At 71.2% G+C, this 15,510-nt stretch carries 15 protein-coding genes; all 15 read right to left on the reverse strand.

Annotated features, from left to right (window positions below; translation table 11 throughout):
- Positions 1–31: 31 nt before the first annotated feature.
- Positions 32–2,569 carry a RelA/SpoT family protein gene (locus ACH4LD_RS12855; protein ID WP_398055872.1) on the reverse strand — a complete coding sequence of 846 codons (2,538 nt, stop codon included), beginning with the start codon at positions 2,567–2,569 and terminating at the stop codon, positions 32–34.
- Positions 2,570–2,823: 254 nt separating this feature from the next.
- Positions 2,824–3,363, reverse strand: coding sequence for an adenine phosphoribosyltransferase (locus ACH4LD_RS12860; RefSeq protein ID WP_132786563.1), 540 nt, complete (start codon positions 3,361–3,363; stop codon positions 2,824–2,826).
- Positions 3,360–4,472 (reverse strand): protein translocase subunit SecF, encoded by a 1,113-nt coding sequence (secF, locus tag ACH4LD_RS12865; RefSeq protein ID WP_398055871.1) that lies wholly within the window; start codon positions 4,470–4,472, stop codon positions 3,360–3,362. Before secF ends, ACH4LD_RS12860 begins: the two co-directional genes overlap by 4 nt.
- A 3-nt stretch (positions 4,473–4,475) precedes the next feature.
- The gene (gene secD, locus ACH4LD_RS12870) at positions 4,476–6,260 is read right to left on the reverse strand and encodes a protein translocase subunit SecD (protein WP_398055870.1); all 1,785 of its coding nucleotides are present in this window, start codon (positions 6,258–6,260) and stop codon (positions 4,476–4,478) included.
- Between the two features lie 142 nt (positions 6,261–6,402).
- Complete coding sequence (gene yajC / locus ACH4LD_RS12875; protein ID WP_398055869.1) at positions 6,403–6,906, reverse strand: preprotein translocase subunit YajC; 504 nt, start codon at positions 6,904–6,906, stop codon at positions 6,403–6,405.
- 188 nt (positions 6,907–7,094) lie between these two features.
- Positions 7,095–8,189 (reverse strand): Holliday junction branch migration DNA helicase RuvB, encoded by a 1,095-nt coding sequence (gene ruvB / locus ACH4LD_RS12880; RefSeq protein WP_398055868.1) that lies wholly within the window; start codon positions 8,187–8,189, stop codon positions 7,095–7,097.
- A gap of 25 nt (positions 8,190–8,214) precedes the next feature.
- Complete coding sequence (ruvA, locus tag ACH4LD_RS12885) at positions 8,215–8,820, reverse strand: Holliday junction branch migration protein RuvA (RefSeq protein WP_132786558.1); 606 nt, start codon at positions 8,818–8,820, stop codon at positions 8,215–8,217.
- On the reverse strand, positions 8,817–9,356 hold the full coding sequence (ruvC, locus tag ACH4LD_RS12890; protein ID WP_189814885.1) for a crossover junction endodeoxyribonuclease RuvC: 540 nt from the start codon (positions 9,354–9,356) through the stop codon (positions 8,817–8,819). Before ruvC ends, ruvA begins: the two co-directional genes overlap by 4 nt.
- Positions 9,357–9,481: 125 nt before the next feature.
- Positions 9,482–10,234 (reverse strand): YebC/PmpR family DNA-binding transcriptional regulator, encoded by a 753-nt coding sequence (locus ACH4LD_RS12895; protein WP_014671555.1) that lies wholly within the window; start codon positions 10,232–10,234, stop codon positions 9,482–9,484.
- Between the two features lie 65 nt (positions 10,235–10,299).
- On the reverse strand, positions 10,300–10,899 hold the full coding sequence (gene pdxT / locus ACH4LD_RS12900; RefSeq protein WP_398055867.1) for a pyridoxal 5'-phosphate synthase glutaminase subunit PdxT: 600 nt from the start codon (positions 10,897–10,899) through the stop codon (positions 10,300–10,302).
- A gap of 13 nt (positions 10,900–10,912) precedes the next feature.
- Positions 10,913–11,818, reverse strand: coding sequence for a pyridoxal 5'-phosphate synthase lyase subunit PdxS (gene pdxS, locus ACH4LD_RS12905; RefSeq protein ID WP_398055866.1), 906 nt, complete (start codon positions 11,816–11,818; stop codon positions 10,913–10,915).
- A gap of 115 nt (positions 11,819–11,933) precedes the next feature.
- Positions 11,934–12,476, reverse strand: coding sequence for a hypothetical protein (locus tag ACH4LD_RS12910; protein ID WP_132786555.1), 543 nt, complete (start codon positions 12,474–12,476; stop codon positions 11,934–11,936).
- A 180-nt stretch (positions 12,477–12,656) separates the two neighbouring features.
- Positions 12,657–13,820 carry a glycosyltransferase family 4 protein gene (locus ACH4LD_RS12915; RefSeq protein ID WP_398055865.1) on the reverse strand — a complete coding sequence of 388 codons (1,164 nt, stop codon included), beginning with the start codon at positions 13,818–13,820 and terminating at the stop codon, positions 12,657–12,659.
- Positions 13,817–14,725, reverse strand: a complete 909-nt coding sequence (locus tag ACH4LD_RS12920) for a phosphatidylinositol mannoside acyltransferase (RefSeq protein ID WP_398055864.1) — start codon at positions 14,723–14,725, stop codon at positions 13,817–13,819. The genes ACH4LD_RS12915 and ACH4LD_RS12920 overlap by 4 nt, the downstream gene beginning before the upstream one ends.
- Entirely contained in the window at positions 14,722–15,387 is a 666-nt protein-coding gene (pgsA, locus tag ACH4LD_RS12925) for a phosphatidylinositol phosphate synthase (protein WP_132786552.1), read from the reverse strand. Before pgsA ends, ACH4LD_RS12920 begins: the two co-directional genes overlap by 4 nt.
- Between the last annotated feature and the right edge of the window lie 123 nt (positions 15,388–15,510).

Genomic DNA, 15,510 nt, shown 5'->3' on the forward strand with positions numbered 1-15,510 from the left:
TTCTGGGGCCCGGCGCGGGGCCGGAGCCGCCCTACGAGCGGCTGCGGCCCGACGTCACGCGGTAGACGTCGTACACGCCCTCCACGCCCCGGACGGCCTTCAGGACGTGGCCGAGGTGCTTCGGGTCGCCCATCTCGAAGGTGAAGCGCGAGGTGGCCACGCGGTCGCGGGAGGTCTGGACGGCCGCCGACAGGATGTTGACGTGCTGGTCGGACAGGACCCGGGTGACGTCCGAGAGCAGCCGGGAGCGGTCCAGCGCCTCGACCTGGATGGCGACCAGGAAGACCGAGGACTGGGTGGGCGCCCACTCGACGTCCAGGATGCGCTCGGGCTCACGGGACAGGGAATCCACGTTGACGCAGTCGCTGCGGTGGACCGATACGCCGCTGCCGCGCGTGACGAAACCGATGATCGGGTCGCCGGGCACGGGCGTACAGCAGCGGGCCAGTTTGACCCACACGTCCTCGACGCCCTTGACGACGACCCCAGGGTCGGCGCTGGAGCGGCGCTTGCGGCCCCGGGTGCGTGACGGCGGGACCGTCTCGTCGATCTCCTCGGTGGCGGCCTCCTCGCCGCCGAGCGCCTGGACGAGCTTCTGCACGATGTTCTGCGCGGAGACATGGCCTTCGCCGATCGCCGCGTACAGCGCGGAGATGTCCGAGTAGCGCATCTCGTGCGCCAGCGTGACCAGGGAGTCGCCGGTGAGGATCCGCTGGATCGGCAGGTTCTGCTTGCGCATGGCCCGCACGATGGCGTCCTTGCCCTGCTCGATCGCCTCGTCCCGGCGCTCCTTGGAGAACCAGGCGCGGATCTTGTTGCGGGCCCGGGGCGACTTGACGAAGCCGAGCCAGTCCCGGGACGGGCCGGCGCCGGCCGCCTTGGAGGTGAAGACCTCCACCAGGTCGCCGTTGTCCAGGGTCGATTCGAGCGGTACGAGACGGCCGTTGACCCGCGCCCCTATGGTGCGGTGGCCGACCTCGGTGTGGACGGCGTACGCGAAGTCCACCGGGGTGGCACCGGCCGGCAGCGCGATGACGTCGCCCTTGGGGGTGAAGACGAAGACCTCGTTGCGGGACAGGTCGAAGCGCAGGGACTCCAGGAACTCGCTGGGGTCCTCGGTCTCCTTCTGCCAGTCCAGGAGCTGCCGCAGCCACGCCATGTCGTTGATGGCGTCCTTGTCCTTGGCGGACGTCTTCGGCGCGTCGGTGCGGATCTTGGAGGCGCCGGCGACGGCCTCCTGCTTGTACTTCCAGTGCGCGGCGATGCCGTACTCGGCGCGGCGGTGCATGTCGAAGGTGCGGATCTGCAGTTCGACCGGCTTGCCGTTGGGGCCGATGACCGTCGTGTGCAGCGACTGGTACATGTTGAACTTGGGCATCGCGATGTAGTCCTTGAACCGGCCGGGGACCGGGTTCCATCGCGCGTGCACCGTGCCGAGGGCGGCGTAGCAGTCGCGGACCGTGTCGACGAGGACGCGGATGCCCACCAGGTCGTAGATCTCGGCGAAGTCACGGCCCCGCACGATCATCTTCTGGTAGACGCTGTAGTAGTGCTTCGGGCGGCCGGTGACGGTCGCCTTGATGCGGGCGGCGCGAAGGTCGGCCTGGACCTCGTCGGTCACTATGGCCAGGTACTCGTCACGCTTCGGTGCCCGCTCGGCCACCAGCCGTACGATCTCGTCGTACATCTTGGGGTAGAGGATCGCGAACGCGAGGTCCTCCAGCTCCCACTTGATGGTGTTCATGCCCAGGCGGTGGGCGAGCGGCGCGTAGATCTCCAGCGTCTCGCGCGCCTTCTTCTCCTGCTTCTCGCGCTTGAGGTAGCGCATGGTGCGCATGTTGTGCAGGCGGTCGGCGAGCTTGATGACCAGGACGCGCGGGTCCTTGGCCATGGCGACGACCATCTTGCGCACGGTCTCGGCCTGCGCGGCCTCGCCGAACTTGACCTTGTCCAGCTTGGTGACGCCGTCGACCAGCAGGGCCACGACGTCGCCGAAGTCGCGGCGCAGGTCCTCCAGCCCGTACTCGGTGTCCTCGACGGTGTCGTGCAGCAGGCCCGCCATCAGGGTCGCCGGGTCCATGCCCAGCTCGGCGAGGATGGTGGTGACGGCGAGCGGGTGCGTGATGTACGGGTCGCCGCTCTTGCGCTTCTGGCCGCGGTGCCAGCGCTCGGCGACCTGGTAGGCGCGCTCGATCTGGCGCAGCGTGGAGTTCTCGATCTTGGGGTCGTTGCTGCGCACTATCCGCAGCAGCGGCTCCAGGACCGGGTTGTACGGGTTCGCGCGCTGCACGCCGAGGCGGGCGAGGCGGGCCCGGACACGGTTGGAGGAGCCGGTGCGGGTGGGCGGCGTGACCGGCTGGCGGACCACGGGCGGCTGCGTCGGGCGCTCCGGGGGGGCCGGCTTGGGGCGCGAGGACTCGGCGCTCTTCTCGACGGGCGCGGACTGGGCGCGCTGGACCGTCCCGCGGGTGTCGTTCTTCACGTGGGAAGCGTTCGGCGCGGGCTTCGCCGCGGGGGCCGAGGCGGGCTCGGGCTTGGCGGCGGTCAGTGGCTGGGCCTCGTCTGGCAAGAGGGCTCCTCGTGCGCGATCCGGGTCCCCCGGTCAGGCTCCGGAAACCCCATGGTAGCGATCCGGCGCCCGGTCATCGCCTGCAGGCGGATGTGAGGACCGTGTATCTGTGCAACGCGGGGGGCCACCGGGGGATTCCGGGAGGTGTCCTTCGGGGGGTCTTCGGGTGTGCGGCGCGTGTCCGTACGGCGACGGCCGCCCCGGTGGTTTCCGGGGCGGCCGTCGCGCTGTGCGGATCGGTCGGACCTGAGCGGTCAGACCTGGAGGAGGGCCGTCAGCGGGGCTGTGCCGAGGGCCGGTTCCAGGCGGGAGCGGCCGTCCAGGAAGCCCAGCTCCATCAGGACCGCGAGGCCGGAGACCTCGGCGCCCGCGCGGTGGATGAGCTGGATCGCGGCCTCGGCGGTGCCGCCGGTGGCCAGGACGTCGTCCACGATCAGGACGCGGTCGCCGGTGACCAGGTCCTCCGCGTGCACCTCGATCTCCGCCGAGCCGTACTCCAGGTCGTACGCCTGGCGCAGGGTGGCCCCGGGCAGCTTGCCCGCCTTGCGGACGGGGATGAAGCCGAGGCCGGCGCGGACGGCGACCGGGGCGCCGAGGATGAAGCCCCGGGCCTCCAGGCCGACGACCTTGGTGGCGCCGGTGTTGGCGGCGATCTCGGCCAGTTCGTCGGTGAGCGCGGTGAAGGCCGCCGGGTCGGCCAGGAGCGGGGTGATGTCCTTGAACATCACCCCGGGCTCCGGATAGTCGGCGACGTCACGGATGCGGCTGAGCAGCAGCTCCTGGATGTCGGTCATCGGCGCTTCCCCGAGGTCCGGCCGCGGCCACGGCCACGGGGGGCGGGCTGGTTGCGCGGGCCCACCACGGCGGGAGCGGCGTCGTCGGCGTCGTCACCGGCGCCGGTCCGGGTGTCCGCGGCCAGGTCGCCCTCCGTGCCGGCCTGGGCGCGCTTGGCCAGGACCCGCTTGGTGAGGGCCCTCATCGCGGGCTCGCGCTCCTTGAGGTCGGCGACGAGCGGCGTGGCGATGAAGATCGACGAGTAGGCACCGGCCGCGAGGCCGACGAACAGCGACAGGGAGATGTCGTTGAGCGTGCCCGCGCCGAGGAAGCCGCCGCCGATGAAGAGCAGACCGGCGACCGGCAGCAGCGCGACGACCGTGGTGTTGATGGAGCGGACCAGGGTGCCGTTGATCGACCGGTTGGCGATCTCGCTGTAGGTGAACCGGGTCTGCTTGGTGATGTCCTTCGTCTGCTCCTTGAGGCTGTCGAAGACGACGACCGTGTCGTAGAGCGAGTAACCGAGGATGGTCAGCAGACCGATGACCGTACCGGGCGTGACCTCGAAGCCGACCAGGGCGTAGATACCGGTCGTGATGGTGATGTCGTGGATCAGGGCGACGAGCGCCGCGATGGCCATGCGCCACTCGAAGGCGATCGCCAGGTAGATCACGACGAGGACCATGAAGATCGCCAGGCCCTCCCAGGCCTTGTTGGCGATCTGCTCGCCCCAGCTCGGGCCGACCAGGTCGGCGGCGAGCTTCTCGGGGTCGAGGTTGAGGTCCTTGGCCAGCTCCTGCTTGATCCTGTCGGACTGGTCGGTGTCGATGCCGGCGATCTGGATGCGCAGGCTGCCGTTGCCCAGCTTCTGCACGACCGCCTGGTGGCCCGAGGCCTCGTTGGCGTACTCCTCGGCCTTGGCCACCGAGGTGCTCATCTTGGTCGGCGTGGTGAAGACCGCGCCGCCCTGGAACTCGATGCCCATGTTCAGGCCGCGCACCGCCAGGCCGACGATGGCCGTGATGGTGATCAGGATCGAGACGCCGTACCAGATCTTGCGCTTGCCGACGAAGTCGTAGGAGATCTCGCCGCGGTGCAGTCGAGCGCCGAGGTTGCCGAGTTTCGACATCGCTCACGCCTCCTTCGGGTCGACAGGGCCGGCGACGGGACCGGCGGGACGGCGGGTGCGGCGCAGCGGAGGCTTGGCACCCAGGCTCTTGGGGTCGAGTCCGGACCACTTGTGGCCGCCCGCGAAGAACTGGCGGCGGGCCAGCAGCGTCATCAGCGGCTTGGTGAAGAGGAAGACGACGACCACGTCGAGCAGCGTGGTGAGGCCCAGGGTGAAGGCGAAGCCCTGCACCTTGCCGACCGTGACGATGAACAGCACAGCGGCGGCGAGGAACGACACGAAGTCGGAGACCAGGATGGTGCGCCGGGCGCGCGGCCAGGCCCGCTCGACGGCGGGACGCAGCGTGCGGCCCTCGCGGATCTCGTCCCGGATGCGTTCGAAGTACACGATGAACGAGTCCGCGGTGATACCGATGGCCACGATGGCGCCGCAGACGGCGGGCAGGTTCAGCGCGAAGCCGATGGCCGGGCCGAGCAGCGACATGATCACGTAGGTGAGGATCGCGGAGACCACCAGGGACGCCATGGCCACGACGGACAGGCCGCGGTAGTAGACCACCAGGTAGATCACGACCAGCGCGAGACCGATCGCGCCGGCGAGCAGACCGGCGTGCAGCTGCTCACCGCCGAGCGCGGCGGTGACGGTCGTGACGGACTGCTCCTGGAAGGACAGCGGCAGGGCGCCGTACGACAGCATGTTGGCGAGGCTCTGCGCCTCCTCCTGCTTGAAGCTGCCGGAGATCTCCGCCTGGCCGCCGGTGATGGCCGAGCTGACGTAGGGGCTGGAGACGACCTCGCCGTCGAGGACGATGCCGAACTCGTTCTGCGGGGGCTGGTTCTTGGCCAGCTCGCCGGTGATGTCGGAGAACTTCTTGGCACCGCTGCCCGTGAAGGTCATCTGGACCTGCCAGCCGGCGGCGCCCTGGGTGTCGAAGACCGCCTGGGCCTTCTTCACCTCGGTGCCGTCCACGGCGGCGGGGCCGAGCAGGTACTTGTACCAGGCCTTGTCGATCTCGCCGCAGGCCACGGTGGGCTCGCCGGGCTTGGCGTTCTTGCCGGCGTTGGCGCGGTCGGTGGCCTTGCTGCAGTCCAGGGCCGCGTACTGCGCCTGGAGCTTGGAGTCCGTGCCGCCGCCGGGGGTGGCCGAGGGGGTGGCCGACGGCTTGCCGCTGCCGGAGGCGGAAGCGCTCGGCGAGGGGGTGGAGTCGGCCTTCAGCGCGTCGGTGACGGCGCGGCCCTGGGAGGTCGCCGTGGCCGAGGGGGACTCGGAGCCGGACGAGGAGGCCTTCTGCGACGAGGAGGCGCTGGACGACGGGCTCGTGGTCGGCTTCGACGAGGAGCCGCCGCTGGGGGACGCGCTCGGCGAGGGGCTCTGCGCGGCGGCGCCGCTGGGCTCGCTGGCCAGGACCGGCCGGAAGTACAGCTTGGCGGTGGTGCCGACCTGCTCCTGGGCCTCCTTGGAGTTGGTGCCCTTGGGGATGTTGACGATGATGTTGTCGTTCCCCTGGGTCTGCACCTCCGCCTCGGAGACGCCGAGGCCGTTGACACGGCGGTTCATGATGTCGACCGCGGTGTCCATGTTGGCCTTGTTGATCGCGGACCCCTGGTCGGCCTTCGCCTTGAGCGTGATGCTCGTGCCACCGGCGAGGTCGATACCGAGACGCGGAGTGGTGTGCCCGGAGAGGAACATCCCTCCGGTGAGCGCCACGATGGCGATCAGGATGAGGGCCAGCGAGCGCCCTGGCTTGCTCTGGGCGCTCGCGCTTCGGCCCCTCTTAGGTGCTGCCACCTTCTCGTACTCCCTCTCGGGCCGCCCCGCGCCCCGTCGGCGCGGTCGGCCATGACATGGTGTCGGGCTCCCGTGCGGGAAACAGACGCGCCCGGGACGCGCGGGGCGTCATCGTGCCGCCGTCGCGCCTCCCGGGGCGTGACTACTTCGCGTCGGAGTCGCCGTCGGTCTTCTTCGGTTCGTCCTCCGCCTTGGCGTCGGCGGCACCGGCCGCGTCGGCGTCCTCGGCGGCGTCCTTCTTACCGAGGTCGATCTTGTCGTCGGAGGCGGCGGCAGCGGCGGCAGGCCCGTCGGTCTCGTCGGTCTCGGTGAGGGAGGAGGCGTCGTCCGGGACGAGGCCGGCGTCGGACTTCAGGTCGTGCTCGATGCCGTGGACGATGCGGTTGTACTCGTCGTCGGTGAGGACGGCGCCGATGGCGTTCTTGGCGAAGAGGAGCTCGACGCCCGGTCCGGCGTCGAGGAGGACGGTGTCCTCGTTGACCTCCTTGACCGTCGCGTACATACCCCCGATCGTGCGGACACCGGAGCCGGGCTGCATCTCGTTCCGCATCTGGGCGGCCTGCTGCTGCTTCTTCTTGGCCGAACGCGTCATCAGGAACATCGCCGCGATGAGCACGATGAACGGGAGAAGGGTATAGGCATTCACGGGACGGAATTTCCTTCGCGCGACCGCGCGGGTGAGCGGCCTGTTGATGGGGGTGTGGTCGGCGCCACCCGCAAGGGCGGCATCGGCGGAGTCTAAGCGAGTCCGCTCTCATGGAACAACGCTCAGCATGGCACTCGGGTTCCTGCCCGGGCCACCACCCTCGCCGGGCTGTGGCCATCCCGTGGCCGTCACGCCCCGAACAGGTCCTGTTGTCCGTTTCCCGTGCCGGACGGGCGCGGTGGGGTGAGGCCGAGATGCAACCACGCCGCGGGCGTGGCGACCCGCCCGCGCGGGGTGCGGGCGAGCAGACCCTCGCGGACCAGGAAGGGTTCGGCGACCTCCTCGACGGTCTCCCGCTCCTCCCCCACCGCGACGGCGAGGGTCGACAGGCCGACCGGTCCGCCGCCGAACAGCTTCAGCAGGGCCTCCAGCACCGCGCGGTCGAGCCGGTCGAGGCCACGGGCGTCGACCTCGTACACGGCGAGGGCGGCGGCCGCGATGTCGCGGGTGATCACTCCGTCGGCCTTGACCTGCGCGTAGTCGCGGACCCGGCGCAGCAGGCGGTTGGCGATGCGGGGCGTGCCCCGGGAGCGGCCGGCGATCTCGGCGGCGCCGTCCGGCTCGATCTCGACGTCCAGCAGGTGCGCCGAGCGGTGGACGACGCGCTCCAGCTCGTGCGGTTCGTAGAACTCCATGTGCGCGGTGAAGCCGAAGCGGTCGCGCAGCGGCGGCGGCAGCAGGCCCGCGCGCGTGGTGGCGCCGACCAGGGTGAACGGCGGCAGCTCCAGCGGGATCGCGGTGGCGCCGGGGCCCTTGCCGACGATGACGTCGACGCGGAAGTCCTCCATCGCCATGTACAGCATCTCCTCGGCGGGCCGGGACATGCGGTGGATCTCGTCCAGGAAGAGGACCTCGCCCTCCTGGAGGGAGGACAGGATCGCGGCGAGGTCGCCGGCGTGCTGGATGGCGGGGCCGGAGGTGATGCGGATCGGGGCGCCCATCTCCGCGGCGATGATCATCGACAGGGTCGTCTTGCCGAGGCCCGGTGCGCCGGAGAGCAGCACGTGGTCGGCGGTGGCGCCGCGCGCGCGGGCGGCGCGCAGGACGAGGTCGAGCTGTTCGCGGACCTTCTCCTGGCCGATGAACTCGCCGAGGTCCTTGGGGCGCAGGGCGGCCTCGACGGCCTGGTCCTCCCGGTCGGCGACAGAGCCCACCAGCCGCTCCTCGGCGGGCCCGACGAGCCGCTCCTCGGCGGCGCCGTCGGTCGTGTCGTCCCAGTTCACGAAGTTCTCCTAGCGGTGGCGCAGGTCAGCGGGCGCGGTTCAGGGTCTGCAGGGCGGCCTTGAGCAACTGCCCGACCTGGGGCGTGCCGCCCGCTGCCTCGGCCTGCGGGGCGACGGCGGCGACCGCCTCGTCGGCCTCGCGGGTGGCGTAGCCCAGGCCGATCAGGGCCGCGTGCAGCTGGTCGCGCCAGCCCTGGCTGACGGGGGCGCCGACGGCGGGGGCGCCGACGGGCGCGCCGAGCCGGTCCTTCAGCTCCAGCAGCAGCTTCTGAGCGCCCTTCTTGCCGATGCCGGGGACGGCGGTGAGGGCCTTCTCGTCACCGGTGGCGACCGCGCGGCGCAGCGCGTCCGGGGTGTGCACGGCGAGCATCGCCTGGGCCAGGCGCGGGCCGACGCCGCTCGCGGTCTGCAGCAGTTCGAAGACCTGGCGCTCGTCGTCGTCGGCGAAGCCGTACAGGGTGAGCGAGTCCTCGCGGACGACGAGGGAGGTGTGCAGCTTGGCCGGCCGGCCGATCCGCAGCGTCGACAGCGTGTTCGGGGTGCACTGGACGGCCATGCCGACGCCGCCGACCTCGACGACCGCGGCGTCGGGGGCGAGCGCGGCGACCGTGCCGCTGACGAAGGCGATCATGCCGTACGGCCTTTCGTTGCGTGGACTGCGTGCCGGGCGACGGCCTGCTGGAGCCGGTTCTGGGCGGGGGCCCGCCAGATGTGGCAGATGGCGAGCGCGAGGGCGTCGGCGGCGTCGGCCGGCTTGGGCGGCGCGGCGAGCCGGAGCAGCCGGGTCACCATGGCTCCGACCTGTGCCTTGTCGGCGCGCCCGGTGCCGGTGACGGCGGCCTTGACCTCGCTGGGGGTGTGCAGGGCGACGGGGATGCCGCGCCGGGCGGCGCACAGCATGGCGACCGCGCTGGCCTGGGCGGTGCCCATGACCGTGCGCACGTTGTGCTGGCTGAAGACGCGCTCGACGGCGACGAACTCGGGGCGGTGCTCGTCCATCCACTGCTCGATGCCCTGCTCCACGGCGAGCAGCCGGTGGCTGAGGTCGGCGTCCACGGGGGTCCGGACGACTCCGACGCCGACCATGGTGAGCGGGCGGCCCGCGACCCCTTCGACGACACCGACCCCGCACCGGGTCAGCCCGGGGTCCACCCCCAGTACGCGCACGCGCGCCCCTCCCTCCGATGACCCCGTCGCTTGTTCGTGCAGGCTATCGGGTGCCACTGACAACGCCGTACAACGCGACGGGCCGACGGGGGTGTCCCGTCGGCCCGGTCAGCCGGCTCTGGGCGTTACGCGTCGACCTTCTCCATGATCTCGTCGCTCACGTCGAAGTTGGCGAAGACGTTCTGCACGTCGTCGCTGTCCTCCAGGGCGTCGATCAGCTTGAAGATCTTCTTCGCGCCCTCCTCGTCCAGTTCGACCTGCATGGTCGGGACGAAGTTGGCCTCGGCGGAGTCGTAGTCGATGCCGGCCTCCTGGAGCGCGGTGCGGACCGCGACCAGGTCGGTGGCCTCGCTGATGACCTCGAAGGTCTCGCCGAGGTCGTTGACCTCCTCGGCGCCCGCGTCCAGGACGGCCATGAGGACCTCGTCCTCGGTCAGCTCACCCTTGGGGACGATGACGACGCCCTTGCGGTTGAACAGGTACGACACGGAGCCCGGGTCGGCCATGGAGCCGCCGTTGCGGGTCATGGCGACGCGGACCTCGGAGGCGGCGCGGTTGCGGTTGTCGGTGAGGCACTCGATGAGCACCGCGACGCCGTTCGGGCCGTAGCCCTCGTACATGATCGTCTCGTAGTCGGCGCCGCCGGCCTCCAGGCCCGCGCCGCGCTTGACCGCGGAGTCGATGTTCTTGTTGGGGACCGACGACTTCTTCGCCTTCTGGATGGCGTCGTAGAGCGTCGGGTTGCCCTCGGGGTCCGCGCCGCCCATCCGCGCCGCGACCTCGATGTTCTTGATGAGCTTCGCGAAGAGCTTGCCGCGCTTGGCGTCGATCACGGCCTTCTTGTGCTTCGTCGTGGCCCATTTAGAGTGGCCGGACATCTGCCTGTCTCCTTCGCGTAACCCATCCAGATACGAACGCCAGAGATCCTACAAGGACTCTCGTGCTACTCCGGTGTCCGGTGCGCGCGCACCATGTCGACGAACAGGGCGTGCACGCGGTGGTCGCCCGTCAGTTCCGGGTGGAACGACGTGGCGAGCGCGCTGCCCTGGCGTACGGCGACGATGTGACCGTCGTGCTCGGCGAGCACCTCGGCCCCGGCGCCCACGGACTCCACCCACGGGGCGCGGATGAAGACGCCCTCCACAGGATCGCCCGGGACGCCCTTGACGTCGACCGCGGCCTCGAACGACTCGTTCTGCCGTCCGAAGGCGTTGCGGCGCACGATCATGTCGATGCCGCCGACGGTCTCCTGGCCCGAGCGCGGGTCGAGGATCTTGTCGGCGAGCATGATCATGCCCGCGCAGGTGCCGTAGACCGGCATGCCGGCGCGCACGCGCGCGCGGAGGGGTTCCATCACGCCGAAGAGGATGGCCAGCTTGGAGATGGTGGTGGACTCACCGCCGGGCAGGACGAGGCCGTCGACCTCGGCGAGTTCCTCGGGGCGCCGCACCGGCCTGGCCACGGCGTCGGCCGCGGCCAGGGCGATGAGGTGCTCCCGTACGTCGCCCTGGAGGGCCAGGACGCCTATGACGGGGGTGTTCATGGGTTCCAGTGCCTTACCAGCCGCGGTTCGCGTAGCGCTCGGTCTCGGGGAGGGTGTCGCAGTTGATGCCGACCATGGCCTCGCCGAGGTTGCGGGAGGCGTCCGCGATGATCTTCGGGTCGTCGTAGAAGGTGGTGGCCTTGACGATGGCGGCGGCGCGCTTGGCCGGGTCGCCGGACTTGAAGATGCCGGAGCCGACGAAGACGCCCTCGGCGCCGAGCTGACGCATCAGGGCGGCGTCGGCCGGGGTGGCCACACCGCCGGCGGAGAACAGCACCACCGGGAGCTTGCCCAGCTCGGCGACCTCCTTGACCAGCTCGTACGGGGCGCGCAGCTCCTTGGCGGCGGCGTACAGCTCGTGGTTGTCGTAGCCGCGCAGGCGGGCGATCTCGTTCTTGATCTGGCGCAGGTGGCGGACGGCCTCGACGACGTTGCCGGTGCCGGCCTCGCCCTTGGAACGGATCATCGCGGCGCCCTCGGCGATGCGGCGCAGGGCCTCGCCCAGGTTGGTGGCGCCACAGACGAAGGGGGTGGTGAAGGCCCACTTGTCGGAGTGGTTGACCTCGTCGGCCGGGGTGAGCACCTCGGACTCGTCGATGTAGTCGACACCGAGGGACTGGAGCACCTGGGCCTCGACGAAGTGGCCGATGCGGGACTTGGCCATGACCGGGATCGAGACGGCGTCGATGATGCCCTCGATCATGTCCGGATCGGACATGCGGGCCACGCCGCCGTCCTTGCGGATGTCGGCCGGGACCCGCTCCAGGGCCATGACGGCGACGGCGCCCGCGTCCTCGGCGATCTTCGCCTGCTCCGGTGTGACGACGTCCATGATCACGCCGCCCTTGAGCTGCTCGGCCATGCCGCGCTTCACGCGGGCGGTGCCGGTCTCGGGAGCCTGGTTCTCGGTGGTGGACACGGGTGACCTCACTGAAGGGGAAGAGGGTTTTCTGCACCGATGAGGAAACGTGAGTGGACCAGGCCACAGCAAGGGCCAATGGCAAGCCGGTGGATCCTTTTGGTCCGCCTGCCGGTCAGGCGACCCTCTCGACGAGGGCCGCGGGCGGTTCGTCGTCCATCTCGAAGGCCAGCGGGAAGGGGGCGTGGCCGGCCAGCCGGAACCAGCGGACCTTGCGGTGCTCGCGGAGTCTGCGGGCGGCCCCCACGGCGTCGTTGTGGAAGCGGCGGGCCATCGGCACCCTGCGGACGGCCTCGGCCAGCTCACGGGCGGCCTCCTCGCCGCCGGGGGCCTCCCGTACGGCCTCCACCTGCGCCGGGTCCTCGAAGACCGCCCGCAGCGCCTGGCTCAGCTCGCTCTCGGCGACCTCCCGCTGCTCCTCCTCGGCCTGCCGGGCCGCGTGCGCGGCCTCGTAGAGCACGATCGAGGCGGCCGGGTCCAGCACGCCCGAGGTCGCCAGTTCCTGCGCCACGGAGGCCCGCCGCAGCAACTGGGCGTCGAGTGCGGCCCGGGCGGCGTCCATCCGCACGTGCAGCCGGTCCAGCCGCCCTGCCGTCCAGCTGAGGTACACGCCGACGGCGAGGAGCGCGACGAGGATCCAGATGAGAGTTGCGGTCACGCCGGAAGGCTATCGGCTGCCCGGACCGCCGCTACGAGCCAGTACCGCGTCACCGGACACGGCCCGGGAGCGGCTCCGGCCAGTCCCCCGCGGCCCAGCGCGAACAGCCCGCGCCTCCCGGCTCGGCGCTGCGCAGCCCGCTCCCGTCCAGGTTCTCCCGGGACCCCGGAACCCCCCGCCTCAGTCCCGCGCCAGACCGAACCGCGCCCTCAGGCCCGTCGTCCGTTCGTCCGCGGCCACCGCCGCCGCGCCCGCCGTCACCGTCTCGTAGACGGACAGGATGTCCGCGCCGACCGTGGACCAGTCGAACCGCCGTACATGGGCGCTGCCGCGCTCGCGCAGCTCGGTCCGGCGGGCCGGGTCCTCAAGCAGGCGCACGGCCGCCTCGGCCAGTGCGTCGGAGTCCTCGTTGGCGAAGACCTCGCCGGCCTCCCCCTGGTCCAGGACCTGCACGAACGCGTCCAGGTCGGAGGCGAGCACGGGGGCGCCCGCGGACATCGCCTCGACCAGGATGATGCCGAAGCTCTCCCCGCCGGTGTTGGGCGCGACGTACAGGTCGACGCTGCGCAGCAGCCGCGCCTTGTCCTCGTCGCTGATCATGCCGAGGAACTCGACGCGGGAGCGCAGCTCCTTCGGCAGGTCCTCGACGGCCGCTTCCTCGTCGCCGCGGCCGGCGACCAGCAACCGGGTGCGGGGGCGGGCGGCCAGGATGCGCGGGAGCGCCCTCATCAGGACCGGCAGGCCCTTGCGGGGCTCGTCGATGCGGCCGATGAAGCCGATGGTGTCGCCCTGCCACTCCGGCCTCGGCTCGGCCCCGGCGAAGAAGTCCACGTCGACGCCGTTGGGGATGACCACCGCGTCCCCGCCGAGATGCTCGACCAAGGTGCGGCGGGCGTACTCGCTGACCGCGATCCGCGCGCTGATCTTCTCCAGCGCGGCCTGGAGGATCGCGTACGCGGCGATCATCGCGCGCGAGCGCGGATTGGAGGTGTGGAAGGTGGCCACGATCGGCCCGGACGCCGCCCAGCAGGTCAGCAGGCCCAGCGAGGGCGAGGTCGGCTCGTGGATGTGCACCACGTCGAAGGCGCCCTCATGCAGCCAGCGCCGTACCCGCGCGGCCGACAGGAAGCCGAAGTTCAGCCGGGCCACCGAGCCGTTGTACGGCACCGGGACCGCGCGGCCCGCGGAGACCACGTACGGCGGCAGAGGGGTGTCGTCGTCGGCCGGGGCGAGGACGGACACCTCGTGGCCGAGCCGCAGGAAGTACTCGGCGAGGTCGCGGATGTGGAACTGGACGCCACCGGGCACGTCCCAGGAGTACGGGCAGACGATCCCGATTCTCACGCGGGTCCCTTCGCGGGGTCGAGGTCGGCGAGCCACAGCCGCTGGAGCATGTGCCAGTCCTCCGGATGGTCGGCGATCCCGGTGGCGAAGGCGTCGGCCAGCGCCTGTGTCATGGCAGACGTCCTCTCGGCCCGGGTACCTGACCCGGGGACCTCGACCGCCGGGTGCACCCGGCCCTTCATGACGGGCGTCTCGTCGTACCAGAGGGTGACGGGCAGCAGCAGCGCGCCGGTCTGCTGGGCCAGCAGGGCCGGTCCGGCCGGCATCCGGGCCGTCTCGCCGAAGAAGTCGACCTCGACGCCGGAGGCGGACAGGTCGCGGTCGGCCACCAGGCAGACCAGGCCGCCGTCGCGCAGCCTGCGGGCCAGGGTGCCGAAGGCGGAGCCGCCGCTGTGCGGCAGGACCTCCATGCCGAGGCCCTCGCGGTAGGCGACGAACCGGTCGTACAGCGTCTCGGGCTTCAGCCGCTCGGCGACCGTCGTGAACGGCGTCTTCAGCTCCGTGGTGACCCAGGCGCCGGCCAGGTCCCAGTTGGCCAGGTGGGGCAGGGCGAGTATCACGCCCCGGCCGGCGGCGAGGCCGTCGGTCAGGTGGTGCACGTCCTTGGGGTCGAAGCCCGTCCGCACGCGCTCGGCGCTCCAGGCCGGCAGCCGGAAGGACTCCATCCAGTAGCGCAGGTAGGAGCGCATGCCCGCGCGGGACAGCTCGGCCAGTCGCTCCGCGGTGGCGCCCGGCACCACGCGCGCGTAGTTGGCCTCCAGCCGCTGGACGCCCTTGCCGCGCTGCTTCCAGGCGAGGTCGGCGATGCTCCGGCCGAGGCGCACCGCGACCGGCTCCGGGAGCTTCTTGACGGTGCTCCAGCCGAGCCCGTACAGCGTGTCGGTGAGCCGGTCGGCGGCGCTCACTGCGTCGCCTCGCTCGTGCTCTGCCGGGCCGCCGCCTCCGCCTCGGCGGACTCGCGGCGGACGGTGACGACCCGCTGGATCAGCGTGACGAGGCTGCCGACGGCGACGATCCACAGGGCGATGGGCAGCAGCCACTGGATGCCCGGCACGCCGAACTTGTGCAGGCCCGCGAAACCGGCGGCGACCAGCGAGATCACCAGCCGCTCGGCACGCTCGACGAGTCCGTTGACGGCGACCGGCAACCCGATCGACTCACCGCGCGCCTTGGTGTACGACACCACCTGGCCGCTCGCCAGGCAGAAGATCGACACCGCGCACAGCACGTTGTCGTTCCCGTTGCCCGCGTACCAGAGCGCGAAGCCGCCGAAGATCGCTCCGTCGGCGACCCGGTCCAGGGTGGAGTCCAGGAAGGCGCCCCAGCGGCTGGAGCGGCCGAGCTGGCGGGCCATGTTGCCGTCGACCAGGTCGGAGAAGACGAACAGGGTGATCACGACCGTGCCCCAGAAGAACTCGCCCCTGGGGTAGAAGACCAGCGCCCCCGCGATCACCCCGGCCGTGCCGATGAGCGTGACGGTGTCGGGGCTCACGCCCCGGCGGATGAGAAACGCGGCGAACGGTGTGAGGACACGCGTGAAGAATGCACGCGCGTACTTGTTCAGCATGGCCTTCCCGACGGTCGGTGTCGCCGCGGCCCCTGGTGGCCGCCGGCTGGCCCATCGTAGCCACGCGCGCGTGTGCGTGGCGGGCGGGCACCCACAGCCGCGCCGGGAACCGGCGCGTGCCGT

This window comes from Streptomyces sp. NPDC017676 (assembly GCF_044329325.1).
Lineage (GTDB): Bacteria > Actinomycetota > Actinomycetes > Streptomycetales > Streptomycetaceae > Streptomyces.

Coding starts and splice junctions, on each gene's coding strand:
- pdxT (WP_398055867.1), bottom strand. CDS start 10,899: ATGAACACCCCCGTCATAGGCGTCCTGGCCCTCCAGGGCGACGTACGG.
- ACH4LD_RS12895 (WP_014671555.1), bottom strand. CDS start 10,234: ATGTCCGGCCACTCTAAATGGGCCACGACGAAGCACAAGAAGGCCGTG.
- secF (WP_398055871.1), bottom strand. CDS start 4,472: ATGTCGAAACTCGGCAACCTCGGCGCTCGACTGCACCGCGGCGAGATC.
- ACH4LD_RS12860 (WP_132786563.1), bottom strand. CDS start 3,363: ATGACCGACATCCAGGAGCTGCTGCTCAGCCGCATCCGTGACGTCGCC.
- ruvA (WP_132786558.1), bottom strand. CDS start 8,820: ATGATCGCCTTCGTCAGCGGCACGGTCGCCGCGCTCGCCCCCGACGCC.
- pgsA (WP_132786552.1), bottom strand. CDS start 15,387: ATGCTGAACAAGTACGCGCGTGCATTCTTCACGCGTGTCCTCACACCG.